20 protein-coding genes are annotated in these 18,148 nt (G+C 70.0%); 17 read left to right on the top strand and 3 right to left on the bottom strand.

Going from position 1 to position 18,148, the window contains the following annotated elements:
- Window positions 1-64: 64 nt before the first annotated feature.
- Window positions 65-1,444 (top strand): metallophosphoesterase, encoded by a 1,380-nt coding sequence (locus VGF12_RS08485; protein WP_331175599.1) that lies wholly within the window; start codon window positions 65-67, stop codon window positions 1,442-1,444.
- Between the two features lie 192 nt (window positions 1,445-1,636).
- Window positions 1,637-3,070, top strand: coding sequence for a S41 family peptidase (locus tag VGF12_RS08490; RefSeq protein WP_331175600.1), 1,434 nt, complete (start codon window positions 1,637-1,639; stop codon window positions 3,068-3,070).
- A gap of 70 nt (window positions 3,071-3,140) precedes the next feature.
- On the opposite strand, the gene VGF12_RS08495 is transcribed toward VGF12_RS08490, so the two are convergent.
- Window positions 3,141-4,322, bottom strand: coding sequence for an MFS transporter (locus tag VGF12_RS08495; protein ID WP_331175601.1), 1,182 nt, complete (start codon window positions 4,320-4,322; stop codon window positions 3,141-3,143).
- A 73-nt stretch (window positions 4,323-4,395) separates the two neighbouring features.
- Between VGF12_RS08495 and VGF12_RS08500 the strand changes: the two genes are divergently transcribed.
- The 12 genes from VGF12_RS08500 to VGF12_RS08555 all read left to right on the top strand — a co-directional run bounded on the left by VGF12_RS08500 (window position 4,396) and on the right by VGF12_RS08555 (window position 12,822).
- Window positions 4,396-5,319 (top strand): LysR family transcriptional regulator, encoded by a 924-nt coding sequence (locus VGF12_RS08500; protein ID WP_331175602.1) that lies wholly within the window; start codon window positions 4,396-4,398, stop codon window positions 5,317-5,319.
- Entirely contained in the window at window positions 5,316-6,065 is a 750-nt protein-coding gene (locus VGF12_RS08505; protein ID WP_331175603.1) for a molybdopterin-synthase adenylyltransferase MoeB, read from the top strand. Before VGF12_RS08500 ends, VGF12_RS08505 begins: the two co-directional genes overlap by 4 nt.
- 63 nt (window positions 6,066-6,128) lie before the next feature.
- Window positions 6,129-7,004 carry an LOG family protein gene (locus VGF12_RS08510; protein ID WP_331175604.1) on the top strand — a complete coding sequence of 292 codons (876 nt, stop codon included), beginning with the start codon at window positions 6,129-6,131 and terminating at the stop codon, window positions 7,002-7,004.
- Window positions 7,001-7,921 carry an arginase gene (gene rocF, locus VGF12_RS08515; protein WP_331175605.1) on the top strand — a complete coding sequence of 307 codons (921 nt, stop codon included), beginning with the start codon at window positions 7,001-7,003 and terminating at the stop codon, window positions 7,919-7,921. Before VGF12_RS08510 ends, rocF begins: the two co-directional genes overlap by 4 nt.
- A 22-nt stretch (window positions 7,922-7,943) precedes the next feature.
- On the top strand, window positions 7,944-9,371 hold the full coding sequence (locus VGF12_RS08520; protein ID WP_331175606.1) for an amidohydrolase family protein: 1,428 nt from the start codon (window positions 7,944-7,946) through the stop codon (window positions 9,369-9,371).
- A 17-nt stretch (window positions 9,372-9,388) separates the two neighbouring features.
- Entirely contained in the window at window positions 9,389-9,931 is a 543-nt protein-coding gene (locus VGF12_RS08525; protein ID WP_331175607.1) for a hypothetical protein, read from the top strand.
- A 47-nt stretch (window positions 9,932-9,978) separates the two neighbouring features.
- Complete coding sequence (locus tag VGF12_RS08530) at window positions 9,979-10,350, top strand: c-type cytochrome (RefSeq protein WP_331175608.1); 372 nt, start codon at window positions 9,979-9,981, stop codon at window positions 10,348-10,350.
- A gap of 54 nt (window positions 10,351-10,404) precedes the next feature.
- On the top strand, window positions 10,405-11,277 hold the full coding sequence (locus tag VGF12_RS08535; protein ID WP_331175609.1) for a metallophosphoesterase family protein: 873 nt from the start codon (window positions 10,405-10,407) through the stop codon (window positions 11,275-11,277).
- Window positions 11,274-11,612 (top strand): cupredoxin domain-containing protein, encoded by a 339-nt coding sequence (locus VGF12_RS08540; protein WP_331175610.1) that lies wholly within the window; start codon window positions 11,274-11,276, stop codon window positions 11,610-11,612. Before VGF12_RS08535 ends, VGF12_RS08540 begins: the two co-directional genes overlap by 4 nt.
- Window positions 11,609-11,875, top strand: a complete 267-nt coding sequence (locus VGF12_RS08545) for a sigma factor (protein ID WP_331175611.1) — start codon at window positions 11,609-11,611, stop codon at window positions 11,873-11,875. The genes VGF12_RS08540 and VGF12_RS08545 overlap by 4 nt, the downstream gene beginning before the upstream one ends.
- Window positions 11,876-11,905: 30 nt before the next feature.
- Entirely contained in the window at window positions 11,906-12,139 is a 234-nt protein-coding gene (locus VGF12_RS08550) for a sigma-70 family RNA polymerase sigma factor (protein ID WP_331175612.1), read from the top strand.
- Window positions 12,139-12,822: an anti-sigma factor gene (locus tag VGF12_RS08555; RefSeq protein ID WP_331175613.1), complete on the top strand. Its 684-nt coding sequence runs from the start codon at window positions 12,139-12,141 to the stop codon at window positions 12,820-12,822. The genes VGF12_RS08550 and VGF12_RS08555 overlap by 1 nt, the downstream gene beginning before the upstream one ends.
- A 392-nt stretch (window positions 12,823-13,214) precedes the next feature.
- Here the strand turns inward: VGF12_RS08555 and VGF12_RS08560 are convergent, their stop codons facing one another.
- Window positions 13,215-14,027 carry a DUF429 domain-containing protein gene (locus VGF12_RS08560; protein WP_331175614.1) on the bottom strand — a complete coding sequence of 271 codons (813 nt, stop codon included), beginning with the start codon at window positions 14,025-14,027 and terminating at the stop codon, window positions 13,215-13,217.
- Between the two features lie 38 nt (window positions 14,028-14,065).
- Here VGF12_RS08560 and VGF12_RS08565 point away from each other — a divergent pair, with 38 nt between their 5' ends.
- Entirely contained in the window at window positions 14,066-15,778 is a 1,713-nt protein-coding gene (locus VGF12_RS08565; RefSeq protein WP_331175615.1) for a diguanylate cyclase, read from the top strand.
- A 48-nt stretch (window positions 15,779-15,826) separates the two neighbouring features.
- The gene (locus tag VGF12_RS08570; protein WP_331175616.1) at window positions 15,827-16,864 is read left to right on the top strand and encodes an asparaginase; all 1,038 of its coding nucleotides are present in this window, start codon (window positions 15,827-15,829) and stop codon (window positions 16,862-16,864) included.
- 10 nt (window positions 16,865-16,874) lie between these two features.
- Here the strand turns inward: VGF12_RS08570 and VGF12_RS08575 are convergent, their stop codons facing one another.
- Window positions 16,875-17,150 carry a hypothetical protein gene (locus tag VGF12_RS08575; protein ID WP_331175617.1) on the bottom strand — a complete coding sequence of 92 codons (276 nt, stop codon included), beginning with the start codon at window positions 17,148-17,150 and terminating at the stop codon, window positions 16,875-16,877.
- Window positions 17,151-17,357: 207 nt separating this feature from the next.
- Between VGF12_RS08575 and VGF12_RS08580 the strand changes: the two genes are divergently transcribed.
- Entirely contained in the window at window positions 17,358-17,990 is a 633-nt protein-coding gene (locus VGF12_RS08580; protein ID WP_331175618.1) for a TetR/AcrR family transcriptional regulator, read from the top strand.
- Window positions 17,991-18,148 lie beyond the last annotated feature (158 nt).

Here is an 18,148-nt window from a genome sequence, read left to right on the forward strand (position 1 = left end):
ATCTACCGGCTTGCGGCCCCCCGGAGGGCTTCCACCTCGCGCCGCTCACACAGTTGATTGACAGATGATCCATTGCGCGCGTTTTCCGCTGCTGGCCGCCCTGCTGACCCTGGCCGGCTGCGCTGCCCCGCCCCCACCACCCGCGGAACCCCCCGTCCCCGCCGGCCTGCAACAGGCCTGGGTGCAGGCCGTGGCCGGCCCCGCCTGGGCCGTGCGCGCGGTAACCGGCGACGCCACCTGTCCCACGCTCAGCTGGGCCGGCGGCAGCGTCGTCATGCAGGAACGCAGCGCCCCCGGCACTGAGCCCTCGCCACCCGGCAACACCCAGGCCGAGCGCAAACCCACCCGCTTCACGCTGCGTGCCTGCGAGGCGCCCTGGCCGTCCGACGCCGCCAGCGTGCAGCTTGGCGACGTCACCCTGCAGGCACCCGCTGCCGAGCTGCGCCGCATCCTCGTCATCGGCGACACCGGCTGCCGCCTCAAGGCCTCCGACCAGGAGTTCCAGCCCTGCGACGAGGCCAGCGGCTGGCCCTTCCCTCGTGTGCTGGCACGTGCGCTGACGCTCGCGCCCGACCTCGTCATCCACGTCGGCGACTACCACTACCGCGAGAGCCCCTGCCCCACCGGCATGACGGGCTGCGCCAACAGCCCCTGGGGCTATGGCGACGACACCTGGCAGGCCGACTTCTTCCAACCTGCCAAGGCCCTGCTGGCCGCCGCGCCCTGGGTCTTCGTGCGCGGCAACCACGAGGCCTGCAGCCGCGCCGGCCAGGGTTGGCTGCGCTACCTGGATGCCGGCAGCGGCCCGGCGCGCACCTGCCAGGCCCAGGCCGAGGGCGTCAATGACGGCGACTTCACGCCGCCCTTCGCCGTGCCACTGTCGCCGCGCAGCCAGCTCATCGTCTTCGACTCCGCCGAGATCGGCAGCCGCACGCCACCGCGCGGCTCGCCTGCCTGGACGCGCTGGCGCGAGCAGCTCGACCGCGTGGCCGAACTGTCCGGTGACCGGGCGCAAAGCCTCTTCGTCAGCCACCATCCGAGCCTGGCCTTCAGCCCCAGCCTGCTGGGCGTGCCCAGTCCGGCCCGCTCCGGCCTGACGCCGCTGCTGCAGGACGCCTTCGGCCAGCGCCTCCTGCCGCCCGGCGTTCAGGCCACGCTGCATGGCCATCTGCACATCCACCAGGTGCTGGGCTTCGCGAGCAACCAGCCCGCCAGCCTCGTCATCGGCAACGGCGGCTCGGCGGCTTCGGGCCGCATCAACGTCGCGGCGGCGCTGAACGCCGAGCCCCGGCCCGGCGTGCGCGTGGAAACCTTCCAGAGCCATACGGAATTCGGCATGACGCTGCTGAGGGCCACCCCCCAGGGCTGGCAGCTGAAGGCCTTCAACGCACTGGGCCAGCCCTTGGCAACGTGCAGCCTGGCGGGCCAGAAGCTGCGTTGCTGATGGGCACATCTGTCACCCATGACCTTTGCCATGTGACGGCATCGGTAACGCCCGCGCATTCCGTCACTTCGACCCCGAATTGAAGGGTTTCCGCAGGGTAAATCGGGCCTGCCTACCGAACCGCCCCGCTACACTGGGGCAACCTGTCAAGCTGTTTTCGACAGGATTACGTTGATCACAGGACTCGCCTTCATGAGCTCCAAATTGAAAGTCGCCGGTTGGGTTGCCCTCGGCGCCGTCGCAGGTGCCCTCACCACGATGCAGCTCCAGGCCAATGCGCGGAGCAGTCTGTCACCCCTGCCGCTGGACGAAATGCAGCAGCTCGCTGCGGTCTTCGGCCTCGTCAAGAGCGACTACGTCGAACCGGTTGACGAGAAGAAGCTGATCAACGATGCCATCGCCGGCATGGTCTCCGGCCTGGACCCGCATTCGCAGTTCTTCGACAAGAAGAGCTTCAAGGAATTCCGTGAAGGAACGACCGGCAAGTTCGTCGGCGTCGGCATCGAGATCGGCATGGAAGACGGTCTTGTGAAGATCGTCTCGCCGATCGAAGGCTCGCCCGCCTTCCGCGCCGGCCTGAAGAGCGGCGACCTCATCAGCCGCATCGACGACACCGCGGTGCGCGGCCTCTCGCTGGATCAGGCCGTCAAGAAGATGCGCGGCGACCCGGCCACCAAGGTCAGCCTGTCCATCTATCGCAAGGCGGAGAACCGCTCCTTTCCCGTGACCATCGTGCGCGAGGAGATCAAGGTCCAGAGCGTGCGAGCCAAGGTCATCGAGCCTGGCTACGCCTGGCTACGCGTCAGCCAGTTCCAGGACCGCACCGTCGACGACTTCGCCAAGAAGCTCGAGGAGATCTACAAGCAGGAGCCCCACCTGAAGGGTCTGGTGCTGGATCTCCGCAACGACCCGGGCGGCCTGCTGGATGGCGCCATCGCCATCTCCGCAGCCTTCCTGCCCAGGGACGTGGAAGTCGTGTCGACCAATGGCCAGATCGCCGAGTCCAAGGCCAGCTACAAGGCCAACCCGGATGACTACCGCGCGCGCAGGGGCGACGACCCGATCAAGCGCCTGCCCGTCGCGCTGAAGACGGTGCCGCTGGTGGTGTTGGTCAACGAAGGTTCCGCCAGCGCCAGCGAAATCGTCGCCGGTGCCTTGCAGGACCACAAGCGCGCCACCGTCATGGGCGCCCAGACCTTCGGCAAGGGCTCGGTGCAGACGGTGCGCCAGCTCGGCCCCGAGACGGCCCTGAAGATCACCACGGCGCGCTACTACACGCCCAGCGGCCGCTCCATCCAGGCCAAGGGCATCGTGCCCGACGTGATGCTGGACGAAACCGCCGAAGGCAACGTCTTCGCGGCGTTGCGCATGCGTGAGGCCGACCTCGAGAAGCACCTGAACAACGGCCCCGAGGACAACGATGCGCGCCAGAAGGCCCGCGAGGAAGCCCGCCAGAAGCTGGAGGCCGAGTTCGCCAAGCGCGCCGAGCCGCCCAAGCCCCTGCCCGAGTTCGGTACCGCCGAAGACTTCCCGCTGGTTCAGGCCCTGAACCAGCTCAAGGGTCAGCCTGTGATTGCGTCCAAGACGGCTCTGGAACGCAAGGCCGAAGCCAAGACTAATGACTAACCGTCGCTCCTGACCTCAAGCACCACGGGCCTCGCAAGAGGCCCGCTTTTTTTGTCCGTCTGCCCTCGCCTCAGCGGGAGCGCCAGGCAATCGCCAGCGCACCTAGGGCCGCCATGGCCCCCAGCGCCGGCACCGCGCGCCAGCCCAGGGCGGCCAGCAGGGCCGACCCCAGCGCCGCGCCGCTGGCCATGCCAATGAACATCGCGCTGACAAGGACCGCATTGAGCCGGCTGCGCGAGGCCGGATCCAGGCTGTAGACGACGCTCTGGTGCGAAACCAGCGCCGCCTGCACACCCAGGTCGAACAGCACCGCCACCACCACCAGCAGCCACAGCGAGGCCGGCGCCAGAGCCTGGACTGCGAAGGACAGGAAGACCAGCAGCGCCGCGACGCGGATCACGGCCTGCGGTCCGCGCCTGTCGGCCATGCCGCCGGCCAGCGGCGCCGCCAGCGCACCAGCCGCGCCCGCCAGGCCGAAGGCGCCGGCGACCGCGCTGCCCTGATTGAAGTCCGGTCCAGCCAGCACCAGGGCCAGCGTCGACCAGAAGGCGCTGAAGGCGACCGACAGCAGGCCCTGGGCCAGCGCAGCCCGGCGCAGCCCCGCGTGTTGCCGCCACAGCCCGGCCATGGACGCCAGCAGCGCACCGTAGCCGGCCTGCGTCGCCGGCACGAAGCGCGGCAGGCTGTGCCAGAGCAACGGGATCAGCAGCGCGACCGCGACGGCTGCGCTGGCGTAGACCGCCCGCCAGCCGGCGAGCGCCGCCAGCGACCCTGCCGCCACGCGCGACAGCAGGATGCCGAGCAGCAACCCCGTCATGACCTGGCCCACACGCTTGCCGCGCTCGGCCTCGGGCGCCAGCGTCGCCGCGGCAGGCACCAAGTCCTGGGCCAGCGTGGCGGTGAGCCCGATCGCCACGCTGGCCACGCACAGCGCCGCGAAGCCAGGCGCCAGCGCCGCGAGGGCCAGAGCCGCCACCAGCGTCCAGGCCTTGACGACGATGATGCGGCGGCGGTCGAAACGGTCACCCAGCGGGGACAGCAGCAGGATGGCCGCGCCATAGCCGAGCTGAGTCAGGGTGGGCAGCAGGCCGATGGTGGCACTGCCCACGCCGAACTGCTCGGACAGCAGGCCCAGCAGCGGCTGGATGTAGTAGATGGACGCGACGGCCAGGCCGGTGGCCGTGGCGAGCAGCAGCGTCAGCGCCGGGCCCAAGGTGGCCGGCACGGAGGCAGGAGAGGGGGTGGACTTCATGGCGCCGCAGTGTGGCCAGCCCGGGCAAGACCCGCTAGACGCAGAGCACGCCTGACTGCCATACGCTACACGTATGAGCACCACCTCCGATCGCCTGCAGCTGATGCAGACCTTCATCCGCATCGTCGAAGCCGGCAGCTTGTCTGCCGCGGCACGCCAGCTCGGCACGACCCAGCCCACCGTCAGCCGGCGCCTGCAGGCGCTGGAGCAGCAGTTCGGCCAGCCGCTGATCCAGCGCTCCACGCACGCGCTGCGCCTGACCGACACCGGCGAACGGGCGCTGGAGCGCGCCAAAGCCCTCGCGGCCGAATGGGAAGACTTCGAGCACTCGTTGCGTGCCGAACCCGCGCGGCCCGCCGGCCTGCTGCGCGTGCAGGTGCCGCATGCCTTCGGTCAGGAGCACCTGATCGCGCCACTGGTGCGCGCCCTGCAGGATGCGCCCGGCCTGCGGGTGGACTGGCTGCTGAACGACGCATCGCCCAACTTCATCGAACAGGGACTGGACTGCGCCATCCGCGTCGGCGGCCGCGCGGAGGGTGCCGTCGTCGCCATCCCGTTGGCGCGCGTGCCGCGCGTGCTGGTGGCGGCGCCCGGGCTGCTGGCCGGGCGCAGCTTCGAGGAGCCCGAGTCGCTGGCCGAGCTGCCCTGGATCGCCATCTCGACCTTCTACCGCCAGGAGCTGCAGCTGGAGCGCGACGACGGCGTCCGCCAGCGCCTGCCCATCCGGCCGGTACTCGCCACCGACAGCCTCTATGCCACCCGCGAGGCCGCACGCCTGGGCCTGGGCGCAGCACTGGTGTCGGGCTGGGCAGTGCATCAAGACATCGCCGAAGGGCGCCTCGTGCACCTGCTACCGCGCTGGCGCGGCCCTGCCTTGCCGGTGCAGCTGCTCTACCCCAACCCGCCGGCGCCACCCGCGCGGCTGCGCTACTTCATTGAGGCCATGCGGCGCAGCATGGCCGAACCGCTCTGGCCCGATATGCTGCCAACGCCATGACTGACGACGACCTGCTGCGCTATTCCCGCCACCTGCTGCTCGACGAGATCGGCATCGAGGGCCAGCAGCGCCTGCTCGACGCCCGCGCGCTCGTCATCGGGGCGGGCGGCCTGGGCTCGCCCGTCTCGCTCTACCTTGCCTCGGCCGGTGTCGGGCACATCACGCTGGTCGACCACGACACCGTGTCGCTGACCAACCTGCAGCGCCAAATCGCCCACGACATGGGCAGCCTGGACCGGCTCAAGGTGGATTCAGCCGCGGCCCGCATGGCGGCGCTGAACCCCGGCGTGCGCACCCGCACGCTGACCACCCGGGCGGACGCCGCGCTGCTCGACGCCGAGGTGCCGGCTGCCGACGTCGTCATCGACTGCACCGACAACTTCGCGACTCGCCACCTCGTCAACGCCGCCTGCGTGCGCCATGCCAGGCCACTGGTCTCCGGCGCGGCCATCGGCTTCGACGGCCAGATCAGCGTCTATGACAGCCGCTCCGGCGAGCACCCCTGCTACGCCTGCCTGTTCCCACCCGAATCCGGCTTCGAGGATGCGGCCTGCTCGACGATGGGCGTGTTCGCGCCGCTGGTGGGCATCGTCGGCAGCGTGCAAGCGGCCGAGGCCCTGAAGTTGCTGGCGTGCGTGGGCGAGCCGCTGGCTGGCCGGCTGTTGATGCTCGACGGCCGCCGCATGCAGTGGAGCGAGATCGCGATGCAGCGCGACCCCGAATGCCGGGTCTGCGGCGGCCGGTGAATTCCTGCCAGCGCCCCGAATGGGGCTGAAAATCCGCCCCGACCTGCCCTAGATGCCCTACCCATGAAGCCCACCGACGTCCCGACGCGCAACTTCCCGACCGCCCTGGAGGAATGCTGCACGCTGCAACCCCACCCCGACTACGACCGCCCGGGCAGCGCCTATGAGCTGGCCTTCAAGGACGAAGGTTTCCTGCTGCGTGAGGACATGCGGCCCGTGCGCATGCAGCTGGAGCTGATGAAGCCCGAGGTCATCCTGAACGAACAGGGCGTCAAGTCCACCATCGTCATCTTCGGCAGCGCGCGCATCCTGCCGGCCGAGGCGGCCCAGGCCCTGCTGACCGTGGCGCTGGACCAGGGCGACGAGGCTGGCGCCGCCAGGGCCCGCCGCCAGCTTGCGATGAGCCGCTACTACGAGGAGGCACGCCGCTTTGCGCAGATCGCGACCAGCACCTGTGCCGAACGCGGCCGGCCCGTCGTCATCGCCACCGGCGGCGGCCCCGGCATCATGGAAGCTGGCAACCGCGGCGCCTACGAAGTGGGGGGTAAGAGTGTGGGCCTCAACATCGTGCTGCCGCACGAGCAGTACCCCAACCCGTACATCACGCCGGAGCTGTGCTTCCGCTTCCATTACTTCGGTCTGCGCAAGATGCACTTCCTGATGCGCTCCATTGCGCTGGTGTGCTTCCCGGGCGGCTTCGGCACGCTGGACGAACTCTTCGAGACGCTGACGCTGATCCAGACCGGCAAGAGCCGCCCCCGCCCCATCTTGCTGTTCGGGCGCGATTTCTGGACCAAGCTCCTCAACGTCGACCTGCTGCTGGAAACCGGCATGATCAGCCCGGGCGACGAAAAGCTCTTCCACTACGTCGAGACGGCCGAGGAAGCTTGGGCCGTGCTTGAAGCCCAACCCGAACTATCGAGCGAAAGCCCCGCATGACCAAGCTCAGGAACGTCTCCCTCATCGGCGCGCCCACCGACGTCGGCGCCGGCGCGCGCGGCGCCAGCATGGGCCCCGAGGCCATGCGTGTGGCAGGGCTGTCCGAAGCGCTGCGCGCGCGCGGCGTCGACGTGGTCGACCGCGGCAACCTCGCCGGCCCGTCCAACCCCTGGCAGCCGCCTGTCGACGGCTACCGCCACCTGGACGAGGTCGTCGCCTGGAACCGCACGGTGCACGATGCCGTCTACGCCGAGCTGAAGACCGGCCGCCTGCCCATCATGCTGGGCGGCGACCACTGCCTGGGCCTGGGCTCCATCAGCGCCGTGGCCCGCCACTGCCGCGACACCGGCAAGAAGCTGCGCGTGCTGTGGCTGGATGCGCATGCCGACTTCAACACCAGCGAGCTGACCCCCAGCGGCAACATCCACGGCATGCCGGTGGCCTGCCTGTGCGGCTTCGGCCCGCAAGAGCTCATCGAGATCGGCGGCCGCGTGCCGGCCATCAGCCCGAAGTGGATCCGACAGATCGGTATTCGCAGCGTCGATGAGGGCGAGCGTCGCTTCGTGCACGAGCACGACCTGGAGGTGTTCGACATGCGCTTCATCGACGAGATGGGCATGCGCCACACGATGGAGCTGGCGCTGGCCACGCTGGACGACAACACCCACCTGCACGTCAGTTTCGATGTCGACTTCCTCGACCCGGTCATGGCGCCCGGCGTCGGCACCACCGTCAGCGGCGGCCCGACCTACCGAGAGGCCCACCTCTGCATGGAAATGATCGCGGACACCGGCCGCATGGCCTCGCTGGACCTTGTCGAGCTCAACCCCGCGCTGGATGAGCGCAACAAGACGGCGCTGGTGGCCGTGGACCTCATCGAGTCCCTCTTCGGGAAATCGACGCTGATGCGCAAGTGAGTCCGGTGCGAGGATGGCAGGCATGAAGACCCTGCCCAGTCTGCTTGCCTTGCTCACCCTGGGCGCCGGCGCCGCCCTCGCCCAGACCCAAGCGGCCCCTTCGGACACCGAGCGCTACACCCTCTTCCACGCGCCCGTCACGCTGTTGCGCAACGCCCAGCTCTTCGACGGCACGGCCCGGCCGCCGCGAGAGCACATGAGCGTGCTGATCCGCGACGGCCGCATCGCCGCCGTGGCGCCCGAGGCCGAGCTCAAGGCCCCGGCCGGCGCGCTGGTGAAGGACCTGAATGGCGGCGCGCTGATGCCCGGCTTCGTGTTGCTGCACGAGCACCTCTTCTATCCGACCGAACGCGGCAGCTACGGCGCCTTCTTCCAGAGCTTCCCGCTGTTGTACCTCGCCGGCGGAGTGACGACGATGCGCACGGCCGGCAGCATGAGCCCGTATGCCGATCTGAACACCTGGAAGGACATCCGCGACGGCAAGGCGCCCGGCCCCGACCTGGACGTGACAGCCCCCTTCCTCAACGGCATTCAGGCCTTCGTCGCCCAGGTGCCGCGGCTGGCCTCGGCGGACGACGCGGTGCACCAAGTGCGCTACTGGGCCGACGTCGGCGCCACCTCCTACAAGGGCTACATGCACCTGACGAGGGAGCAGCTCGCGGCCATCGTCCAGGCGGCGCACGACCGCAAGGCCAGGGTCACGGCCCACCTCTGCGCGGTCACCTATGCCGAGGCGGCGGCCATGGGCATCGACAACCTGGAGCATGGCTTTTTCGCGTCCAGCGATTTCGTCGACGGCAAGGCCCCCGACACCTGTCCCAGCGGCGACGCCGTTCCCAGGTCCCTCGATGCCCTCCCCGTCGACGACCCGCGGATGGCCGCCCTGCAGCACCAGATGATCAGCGCCAAGGTGGCCCTGACCTCCACACTGACCATCTTCGAGACCTTCTCCTACGGCCGCCCGATGGCGCCGACCGCCGCGCTGGACCTCCTGATGCCACAGCTGCGCGAGCAGTACGTGGCCCGCTACACGGCCATCCAGCGTGGCGGCCCAAACCCGTATGGCCGCATCTTTCCGAAGAATATGGTCTGGGAGAAGCGCTTCCACGACGCGGGTGGCCTGCTCGTCGCCGGCACCGACCCGACGGGCTATGGCGGCGTCATCCCCGGCTGGTCGTCGCTGCGCCAGCTCGAGCTGCTGCGCGAAGCCGGCTTCGATGACGCCACGGCGGTCCAGGTCATGACGGCCAATGGCGCGAGATACTTGAATCGCGAGACCGAAGTGGGCGGCATCGCACCCGGCCTGCGCGCCGACCTCGTCGCCTTCGCAGCACCGCTGGATGCCACCAAGCCTGCACTGCCCGAGGTGGCCTGGACGATGAAGGCCGGGCGTGCCTGGGACCGCGCCAAGATCCTGAATGCCTGGAAGGGCCAGGTCGGCCTGCGTTGACCAGGGCGGTTCATCCCATGGAGGAATTCCAGCGCTTTACCGCCTCCGATGCTGCCGCTCTGGAGGCCGGCATCCGGGACCACCGCGACAAGCTCGCCGCGGCGGTTCGCGCCGGTACTGCCGCCGCCATCATCGAGCACGCTGCCGACCTGGGCACCCTGCTCATCACGGCGCGGCGGGAAACCGAAGCGCTGCAGGTCCTGCAGGAGCAGCTGACGCTGGCCGGGGCTCTGCCGGAACTGGAGGCGACGGGATGGTTCTGGAACGCCTACGCCACCGCGTTGCAGTACCTGGACCGGCGCGACGAAGCCGACAGCGTCTTCGCCAAGGCCTTGGCGCTCACCCGCGAGGGAGGCTGGCGGCGCCTGCAGTCGTTCGTGCTGCAGCACCGGGGCCGCAGCCAGGTCGAGCAAGGCCGATGGCAGGACGCCGAGGCCAGCTTCTGCGAGGCCTTGCACCTGCGGCAGCAGCTGAACGACCCGCTGCAGGCCTCGACGCAGCGCGCGCTGGACGGGCTGATGCAACGGCGCAAGTCCCGCCCGGGAGAGGGTGCGGCCTGACATCGCCGGCCCGGGAATAAGGCCACGCTTGCGGCGGTAGAGCAAGCATGCCCCAGATGCTTTTTCTGCTCGTCGCGCTGGTTGCCATGGCCCCGCCAGCGCATGCCTCTGACGCCACTCGCGGCCAGGCCCTCTACCAGGCCCGCTGCGCCGCCTGCCACTCGCCGGACTTCAACGGCGTCGGCCCGGCCCACCGCGGCGTGTTCGGCCGGCGGGCCGGAACGGCCCGGGGCTTCGCAGGCTACTCGCCGGCGTTGAAGAGCTCCGGCCTGGTCTGGACCGAGGCCAACCTCGACCGCTGGCTGGCCAACCCCGAGGCCCTGGTGCCCGGTCAGGCCATGGGCATCAGCCTGCCCGACCCCGACGAGCGGGCCGACGTCATCGCCTTCCTGCGCAGCCTCGCGAAGGCCAGGGAATAAAACCCGGCAAAAGCTGGTATCGCATCAAGTCACCACTCTTGCGAGCGAACGGCTATGCAGCGACGCGCCTTCCTCCACCTCGCCAGCCTTGGCGGCGGGGCGATCTTCTCGACCGGGCTGACTGGTTGCGCAACCGCGGGCCGGCCCCAGGACGAGTTCTATTTCGTGCAGCTCTCCGACACGCACTGGGGCTTCCAGGGCCCGCCCAACCCCGATGCGCGCGGCACCCTGCCCAAGGCTGTCGCAGCAGTCAACGCGCTGCCCCGCCCGCCGGACTTCATCGTCTTCACCGGCGACCTGACCCATACCACCGACGACCCGGCCGAGCGCCGCCGCCGCATGGCCGAGTTCAAGCAGGTGGTCAGCGACCTCCAGGTGAAGACCGTGCGCTTCATGCCTGGCGAGCACGACGCGTCGCTGGACCGCGGCGCAGCGTTCAAGGAGATGTTCGGCGACACCTACTACCGCTTCGACCACAAGGGCGTGCACTTCATTGCGCTGGACAACGTCTCCGACCGCGGCACCACGCTGGGAACCGAACAGCTGGCCTGGCTGCAGGCCGAGCTGGCCAGGCTGGACCGCGATGCCCCGCTGGTCGTGCTGGCCCATCGACCGCTGTTCCCGCTGGCACCCAAGTGGGACTGGCACACGCGCGATGGCGACCAGGCGCTGGCCCTGCTGATGCCGCACCCGAACGCGACTGTGTTCTACGGCCACATCCACCAGGAACACCATCAGATGACGGGCCACATCGCCCACCACTCGGCGCGCTCGCTGATGTTCCCGCTGCCCGCCCCCGGCACCGCCGAGAAGCCCCTGCCCGTGGCCTGGGATCCGGCCATGCCCTATCGCGGCCTGGGCTGGCGCGAGGTGGACGTGGAAGACGCCAGGGCCGAGCGCATTGAACACGCGGTGTCGGCCACATGAAGCGCCGCCACCTGCTGCTGATGGCCGCCGGCGCGGCGCTGGGCGGTGCACGCGCCGAGGTGCCACGCGAGATCGAGCTCACGGCGCAGCGCTTTCACTTCACGCCCCGCGTGATTGCGCTGAGGTCCGGCGAGCCGATCGTGCTGCTGATACGCTCACTGGACTTCGCGCACGGCTTCTTCGTGCCCGACCTGGACCTGCGCACCGACCTCATGCCCGGCCGCGTCATCCGCCTCGCCTTCACACCTCCGGCCTCGGGACGGCTGGCCTTCCTGTGCGACAACTTCTGCGGTGACGGCCACGAGGGCATGGATGGCCATTTCGAAGTCACATGACGGACGCGCGCCGCTTCGAGACCACCGTGCTGCCGCTGCTCGACGCGGCGCACAACTTCGCGCGCTGGCTGCTGCGTGACGCCGCGACCGCCGAGGATGCGGTTCAGGAGGCTTCGTTGCGCGCCTTCCGGTACTTCGCCTCACTGCGCGCCGGTGAAGACGCGAAGCCCTGGTTCCTCGGGATCGTGCGCAACGCCAGCTTCACGGCCCTGGCGCGCGAGCGCGGCCGCTCCGATGTGACGCTGCTCGACGAAGAGGCCTAGGACCTGCTTGAGGCCCAGTCGCCCAGCCCCGTGCCCGACCCGCTCGTGGCGCTGAGCCGACGGCGCGAGCAGGTCCTTGTCGACACGGCGCTGCGGCGCTTGAGCCCGCCGATGCGCGAGGTCATCGTGTTGCGCGAGCTCGAAGGCCTGGACTACCGCGACATCGCGCGGATCGCGGACCTCCCCATCGGCACAGTGATGTCGCGGTTGTCGCGCGCCCGCGCCCAACTGAAACGCCAGCTCAGTCTGGCCGGACTGCCCTGATGAACGACGACGACCTCTCCCGCCTTTTGCAGCAGCACGCCAGCCGCCATCCAGCGGATGAACGCCTGCGCGCGGCCGTGCGCACGCAGATGACGCTGCAAGCGGCTGCGCAGGAGCCGCGGGCCGCGGCGCCGGCACGGTCAGCATGGCGCGCGCGCTTCGCACCGCGCATCCATCCGGCCGTGGCCGGTGCTGGCGGCTTGATGCTGGGCATCGCGCTGACGCTGACGGCCGTGCTGATCGTGCCGCGCCTGACGCCCGACGGCACGTTGCCCGACGACCTCGTCGCCGCCCATGTGCGCGCACTGCAGGTGGGCCCGCCGTACGAGGTCGCCTCCAGCGACCGTCATCAGGTGAAGCCCTGGTTCCAGGGCAGGCTGGACTATGCGCCCACTGTGCTGGACTCGCCGCTGCGCGAGCAAGGCTTCGCGCTGCTGGGCGGCCGCGTGCAGGCCGTGCGGGGCAAGCCCACCGCCGTGCTGGCCTACCAGTTACGGCTGCACAAGATCGACCTCTACGCCTGGCCCACCGAGCACGGCGCGGCACCCGAGAAGCTGCAACGCCGCGGCTTCAATCTCGTGCGATGGAGCGATGGCGCGATGCAGTACTGGGCCGTGTCGGACGTGGACGGCGCGGAACTCGAGCGCTTCGCCGCGGCTTGGCGCGCGGTGGCGACGCATTAGCGTCGCGAGCGGCTGCCCTGAACGAGCGCGATGCCGCCCAGGATGACGCCGAGGCGAGCGCCGGCCTCGGCGTCAGCGCCTTGGCCAGCAGCAGCCGATGCAACGCAGCCCTCGACGATCGTCCGAAACGAAGGCCGACCCGGGCCGGCGGCGGCCGCGCCAATCCTCGAGGACACAGCTCAGCGACGCGCCGCATTTCTGCGGTCAACGGTGCTTGTGCGGGTCGGACTGGAAAGGGCCGGCGCCGGCAATGAGGCCGGCGCCAGTCAATCGGCCATGCCAGCACCGGCGCGCGGCTCACCCGGTGAGTCGGGCCTCGCTCAGTGCGTGGGCGAGCACCCCGCAGAGCGCCAGGTCGTCAGCCAGCCCGGGCCCTTCGCAGCGAAGCCACCCTAGGCGCTGGCGATCCAGCCTTCCAGCGGGTCCACGTTCTCGGGCCAACCGTAGCGCGGCTGCGTTGCCGCCCACGCCGCCTGCAGCATTGCCAGCACCGCATCGAGACTGTCGCCACTCGCGTCGGCCACCAGTTCGTCGCGCTGCGCATGGCTGAGCTTGAGCCGCAAGCCCAACCGCGTGCGGCCCTGCTCCAGCGCATCGACGATGTCTTTGCGCGCAATCAGACGCTCGGGGGTTTGCGCGGCCTTGGTGTCGCTTTTGTAGGAGCGCCGTCCGATCAGCTCACGCGCCAGCAGTCCGGGGTAGGCCTCCAGCGCAACGCGGCCCTCGTCGCCGGCCCGAAGACCGGGCAGATGCACGCCCGCCGCGATCATCCGCGGCACGCCGGCATGCAGCATCCAGGCCACCGGCGGATTCACCCACTTCATGCTGGGGCTGGCGCCCGCCGGCCCGTCACAGCCTCGGTGGGCGAACTTGGCGCCGGCGGGACGAGCGTCGCAGAAGGCGGCGAAGCGGTCGCGAATCGCCTCGCGGCGCATCGCCGCGTAGTGCGCCATCAGTGCCACGTATTCGGTGGGCCAGCCCAGTTCCTCGACCAGCTCGCGCGGCAGGCCGAAAGGCAGGTCCAAGCCCGCCACCCAAGGCCCCGGCTGGACCAGCCAGGCGGAAAAGGCCTCCAGGTTGTGTAGCGCTACCAGTCCGGTCAAGCGGACGACGGCCCCCTGGCGCCGGCCGCCGGCCACCCGGATGGGCTTGGCTGCACGCGGCGCACTCGTGAAGTCGATCCCGAAAACAACGATGTCAGACATGCTCGGCATTCTGGGGCTAGGCAAAATCGCCGGCTTCAATGCCCGCTCCGCTCGTCACCGCCGTTTCTCCAGGCAACGCCGCGCTGTTCGACGCTACCGCGTTCGACGCCGCCGTCGCGGCGGCGCACCAGCAGGCCCTAGCGGGGTTCTATCAGGCGTCCAACGACGCGCTGGAACAGCTGTTGCTGGGCTGCCCGGCGACGGAGTTGCGCCGCCGCGGAGAGACCCTGGCCTTGCTGGCCCACCAGTACCCGCGCCTGGGCCGGCTGACCTCCAGCGCGCGCTGCGCCACCGAGGCCCTGGCCCTGGGTGAACGCCTGGGCGACGACGGCCTGCGGGCCGACGCGCTGACCAGCCAGTGCTTCGTCTACGGCCATTTGCTGATGGGCCGCGAGGCGCTGGAGTCGGGCATGAAGGCACTGGCCGCGGCCCGCCGAACGGGCGATCCGGTGCGCGAGGCCTGGGCGCTGAACCGCATCGGCGTCGCCTATTCGAGTCTTGAGAACCAGGCCCAGGCCTGCGCCTCCACCGAACAGGCGATGGAGATCGCCGCCAGCAGCAATTCGCCGGAGGTGCTGTTCTCGTGCCACAACAACCTGGCCTATTTCTGGCTGCGCCGCGTCGAGGATGCCCAGGTGCCGGGAACCCCGGCCGCCGTGCTGGTGGAGGCCCTTGCGAGCGCTCGTCGCACGGCCGAGCAGGCCACCGAGCTGGCGCGCAGCTCCTGCAGTCCCTTCCAGGTCACCGTCGCTGTCTCCAATCTCGTCAGCGCGCTGCTGACCGGCGGCCTGCTCGATGAGGCCCTGCCGCTGCTCAACGAGTTCGGCCATCTCGCCCACGACCATGGCTACCGCACGCTCGCCATCGAGGCCGACGTGCAGCGCGCCATTTTCCTGCGTCTGAAGGGCGAGCCCCTGCAGGCGGCGCGCCTCCTGGCAGCCCTGCTGAGCGCCGCCGCCGAGCCACCGCCCAACCTGCGCCGGCGGCTGGTACGCGCCCTCTACGAAACGCACAAAGCCTGCGGCCAGTACCGCGAGGCGCTGAGCTGGCTGGAGGAACTCGTCGGCCTGGACCGCCAGTTCAGCCGCGACAACCTGGTGCTCCAAACCGAAGTCATCCTGATTCGTGACCAGGTCGAGGAAGCCCAGGCGCGTGCCGACAGCGCGGCCGCCGACGCCCGCCGCGAGCGCGCACGAGCGGCCCATCTCGAGAACGAGCAGCAGCGCCTGCGCGAGCATGCGATGGCGCTGGACCGCGCCGCCCACGAGGACGTGTTGACCGGGCTTCACAACCGACGCCACGCCGAGTTCGCTCTGCCCCTGCTGGTGGAAGGTGCACGCGTGGCCGGCCAAGTCATCAGCGTCGCGGCCCTGGACGTGGACCATTTCAAGAGAATCAACGACACCCACGGCCACGCCGTGGGTGACGCCGTGCTGCAGCAGCTCGCCCAGCTGCTGCGACACCGCCTGCGCAGCGCCGACCTGATGGCGCGCATCGGGGGCGAGGAATTCCTGGCCGTGCTGGTGGGCATCGCACCGCCACAGGCCGCCGAGATCTGCGAACGCCTGCGCCTGGCCGTTGTCGAACATGACTGGGCCGCCATCACGCCAGGGTTGATCGTGCGCATCAGCGTTGGCATCGCCGGCGGTGCCCTGCAGCAGCAACAGCAGGGCGACAGCCTGCTCAATCGCGCCGACCGCGCCCTCTACGCAGCCAAGCGCGGCGGGCGCAATCGCGTGCACGTCGACTAGGGTCGCGGCGGTCATGATCACCGGCCCCGGCCACCCTAGACTGGCGACATGAACCCCGTTCTCATCGAAGTCCTGCGCGGCGGCGCCGTCGAGTCCCGTCATGCCGGCGCGCTGGCCGTCGTCGACGCCTCTGGCGGCGTGCACACGGCGCTGGGCGACATCGACCGCCCCGTCTTCCCGCGCTCGGCCGTCAAGCTGCTGCAGGCCCTGCCTCTGGTGGCCAGCGGCGCCGCCGACGCCTACGGGCTGAGCGATGCCGAACTGGCCCTGGCCTGCGCCTCGCACAGTGGCGAGCCTGAACATGTGACCACAGCCGCGGGCGTGCTGGCCCGGCTGGGATTGACGGCCGACGCGCTGGAATGCGGCACTCAATGGCCCAGCCGAGAACCGGTGCTGCGCAGCATGGTCGCCCGCGGCGAGCTGGCCACGCCGCTGCACAACAACTGTTCCGGCAAGCACAGCGGCTTCGTCTGCGTAGCCTGCCTGATGGCGCGCAGTGGTGGCACGGAGCCGGCGGCGTTTGTGCGCGGCTACGTCGCGGCTGAGCACCCCGTCATGCGCGAGGTGTCTGCGGCACTGTCAGCCGCGACAGGCGTCGACGTCGAACGGGCACCGCGCGGCACGGACGGCTGTTCCATTCCGACCTTCGCGCTGCCGCTGCGCTCGCTGGCCCTCGCGTTCGCCCGCTGCGGCACAGGCCTGGGCCTGTCGGAGGGCCATGCACGCGCGGCACGCCGGCTGCGCCAGGCCGTCGCGGCGGCGCCTTTCATGGTGGGCGGCACGGACCGCTTCGACACCCGCGTCATGCAGACCTTCGGCGAGCGCCTGTTCTGCAAGATCGGCGCCGAGGGCGTCTACTGCGCGGTCTTGCCGGAGCTGGGCCTGGGGCTGGCGCTGAAGATCGACGACGGGGCTGCACGCGCCGCGGAGGCCACCATGGCCACGGTGGCCCAGGCCCTGCTGCGCAGCGGGGACGAGGTGCTGCGCAGCTACAGCCACCTCGCGCTGCGCAATTGGCGCGGCATCGACGTCGGCTCGCTGCGGCCCGCGCCGGACCTGGTCCGGGCTTTCGCGTCCTCGCAGTGACGGGCCTCGTTCAGTTGCGGTCGCTGCGCGCCGGCAAGGGCTGATTGCTGCCCGGCGCGATGGCCGGTGGGGGCGACGGGTTGGCGTCTGCCACCACCGTGGCCGGCTTCGCCACCGGCATCGCCGGTTCGGCCTGAGCCTCGGTTTGCGGCGCTTGGCCCGCATCGCTCGACGGGGCCGTGTCATCGCTCGACCGCGCTCCCATCGCGCCACCGCCAACGGTCACGGTCAGGCCGGCCGTCACCGTTGCGACCGAAGCCGACAAGGGGTTGCATCTCCTGCTCACGATGAACTCTCCAGCCGTTGAAGGAGTGAGACACGCTGCCATTGCCAGGCAGCCGGGTGCGGCGTTGGCCGCCCGCCAACGTTGGCAGGCACCGTTCCCGCTGCCCAGCCAGCCTCGGTCCGACGGACGTCGGCCACTCAACCACGAGAAGAAACGATACAAATCGCGACCAAGCAAGCGCTTGATTGGCTTTACAGTTCGGCCTCCATGCCCGCCGACAAGCCGCCCGCCGCCCCGCCCCCTCGCGACCGCCTGTTGCAGGAAGCGATGCGCCTGTTCGGCGAGCGAGGCTTCGACGCCGTCACGACCCGCGAGATCTGTGCCGCCGCCGGCGTGAACCCCGGCGCCATTCACTACCACTTCGGCGACAAGGACGGCCTCTACGCCGAGGTGTTGTGCCTGCCCGTGCGCGAGTTGCAGCAACTGCTCACGGGTTTCGACGATCCGGCCCTGAGCCTGCACGAATCGATCTGCCGCTTCCTGCGGCCCTTCCTGTTCGATGACGGCGCCTGCAGTGCCCAGCTGTTCTTCCGCGAGATGCAGGCGCCCAGCCCCATCTTCATGCGCACCGTCGCGCAGGAGATCGGCCCCCTCTTCGATCGCTTTGCGGGCCTGCTGGCCCGCCATGCCGGTCTGACCCAACCCACGGCCGCCCTCTACCAGCTCGCCATGGGATTGCAGGCCATGGCGCATGACTACTCCATGACGCGCCCCATGCTGGACAGCTTCCACCCCGAACTGCTGGCCGACGACCCCCAGCTCGAAGCCACCTGCCACCGTCTCGCCGACTGGGGCTGTGCGCTGCTCGAGTACGAACGCCAACGCCACGCCTCCCGATGATCACCACCCGCTTGACCCTTGCGACGCCCATGCTGGCGCTGTTGCTGAGCGCTTGCATGACGCTCCCGCCCGCCCCGCCACCGACGCCGGCGGCCGTGCCCGTCGCATGGCGCTCGCCCCTGCCGCACGGCGGCAGCAGCGCCGCGCTCAGCGCCTGG

Origin of the sequence: Roseateles sp. (assembly GCF_036404855.1) — a bacterium.
Lineage (GTDB): Bacteria > Pseudomonadota > Gammaproteobacteria > Burkholderiales > Burkholderiaceae_C > Pelomonas.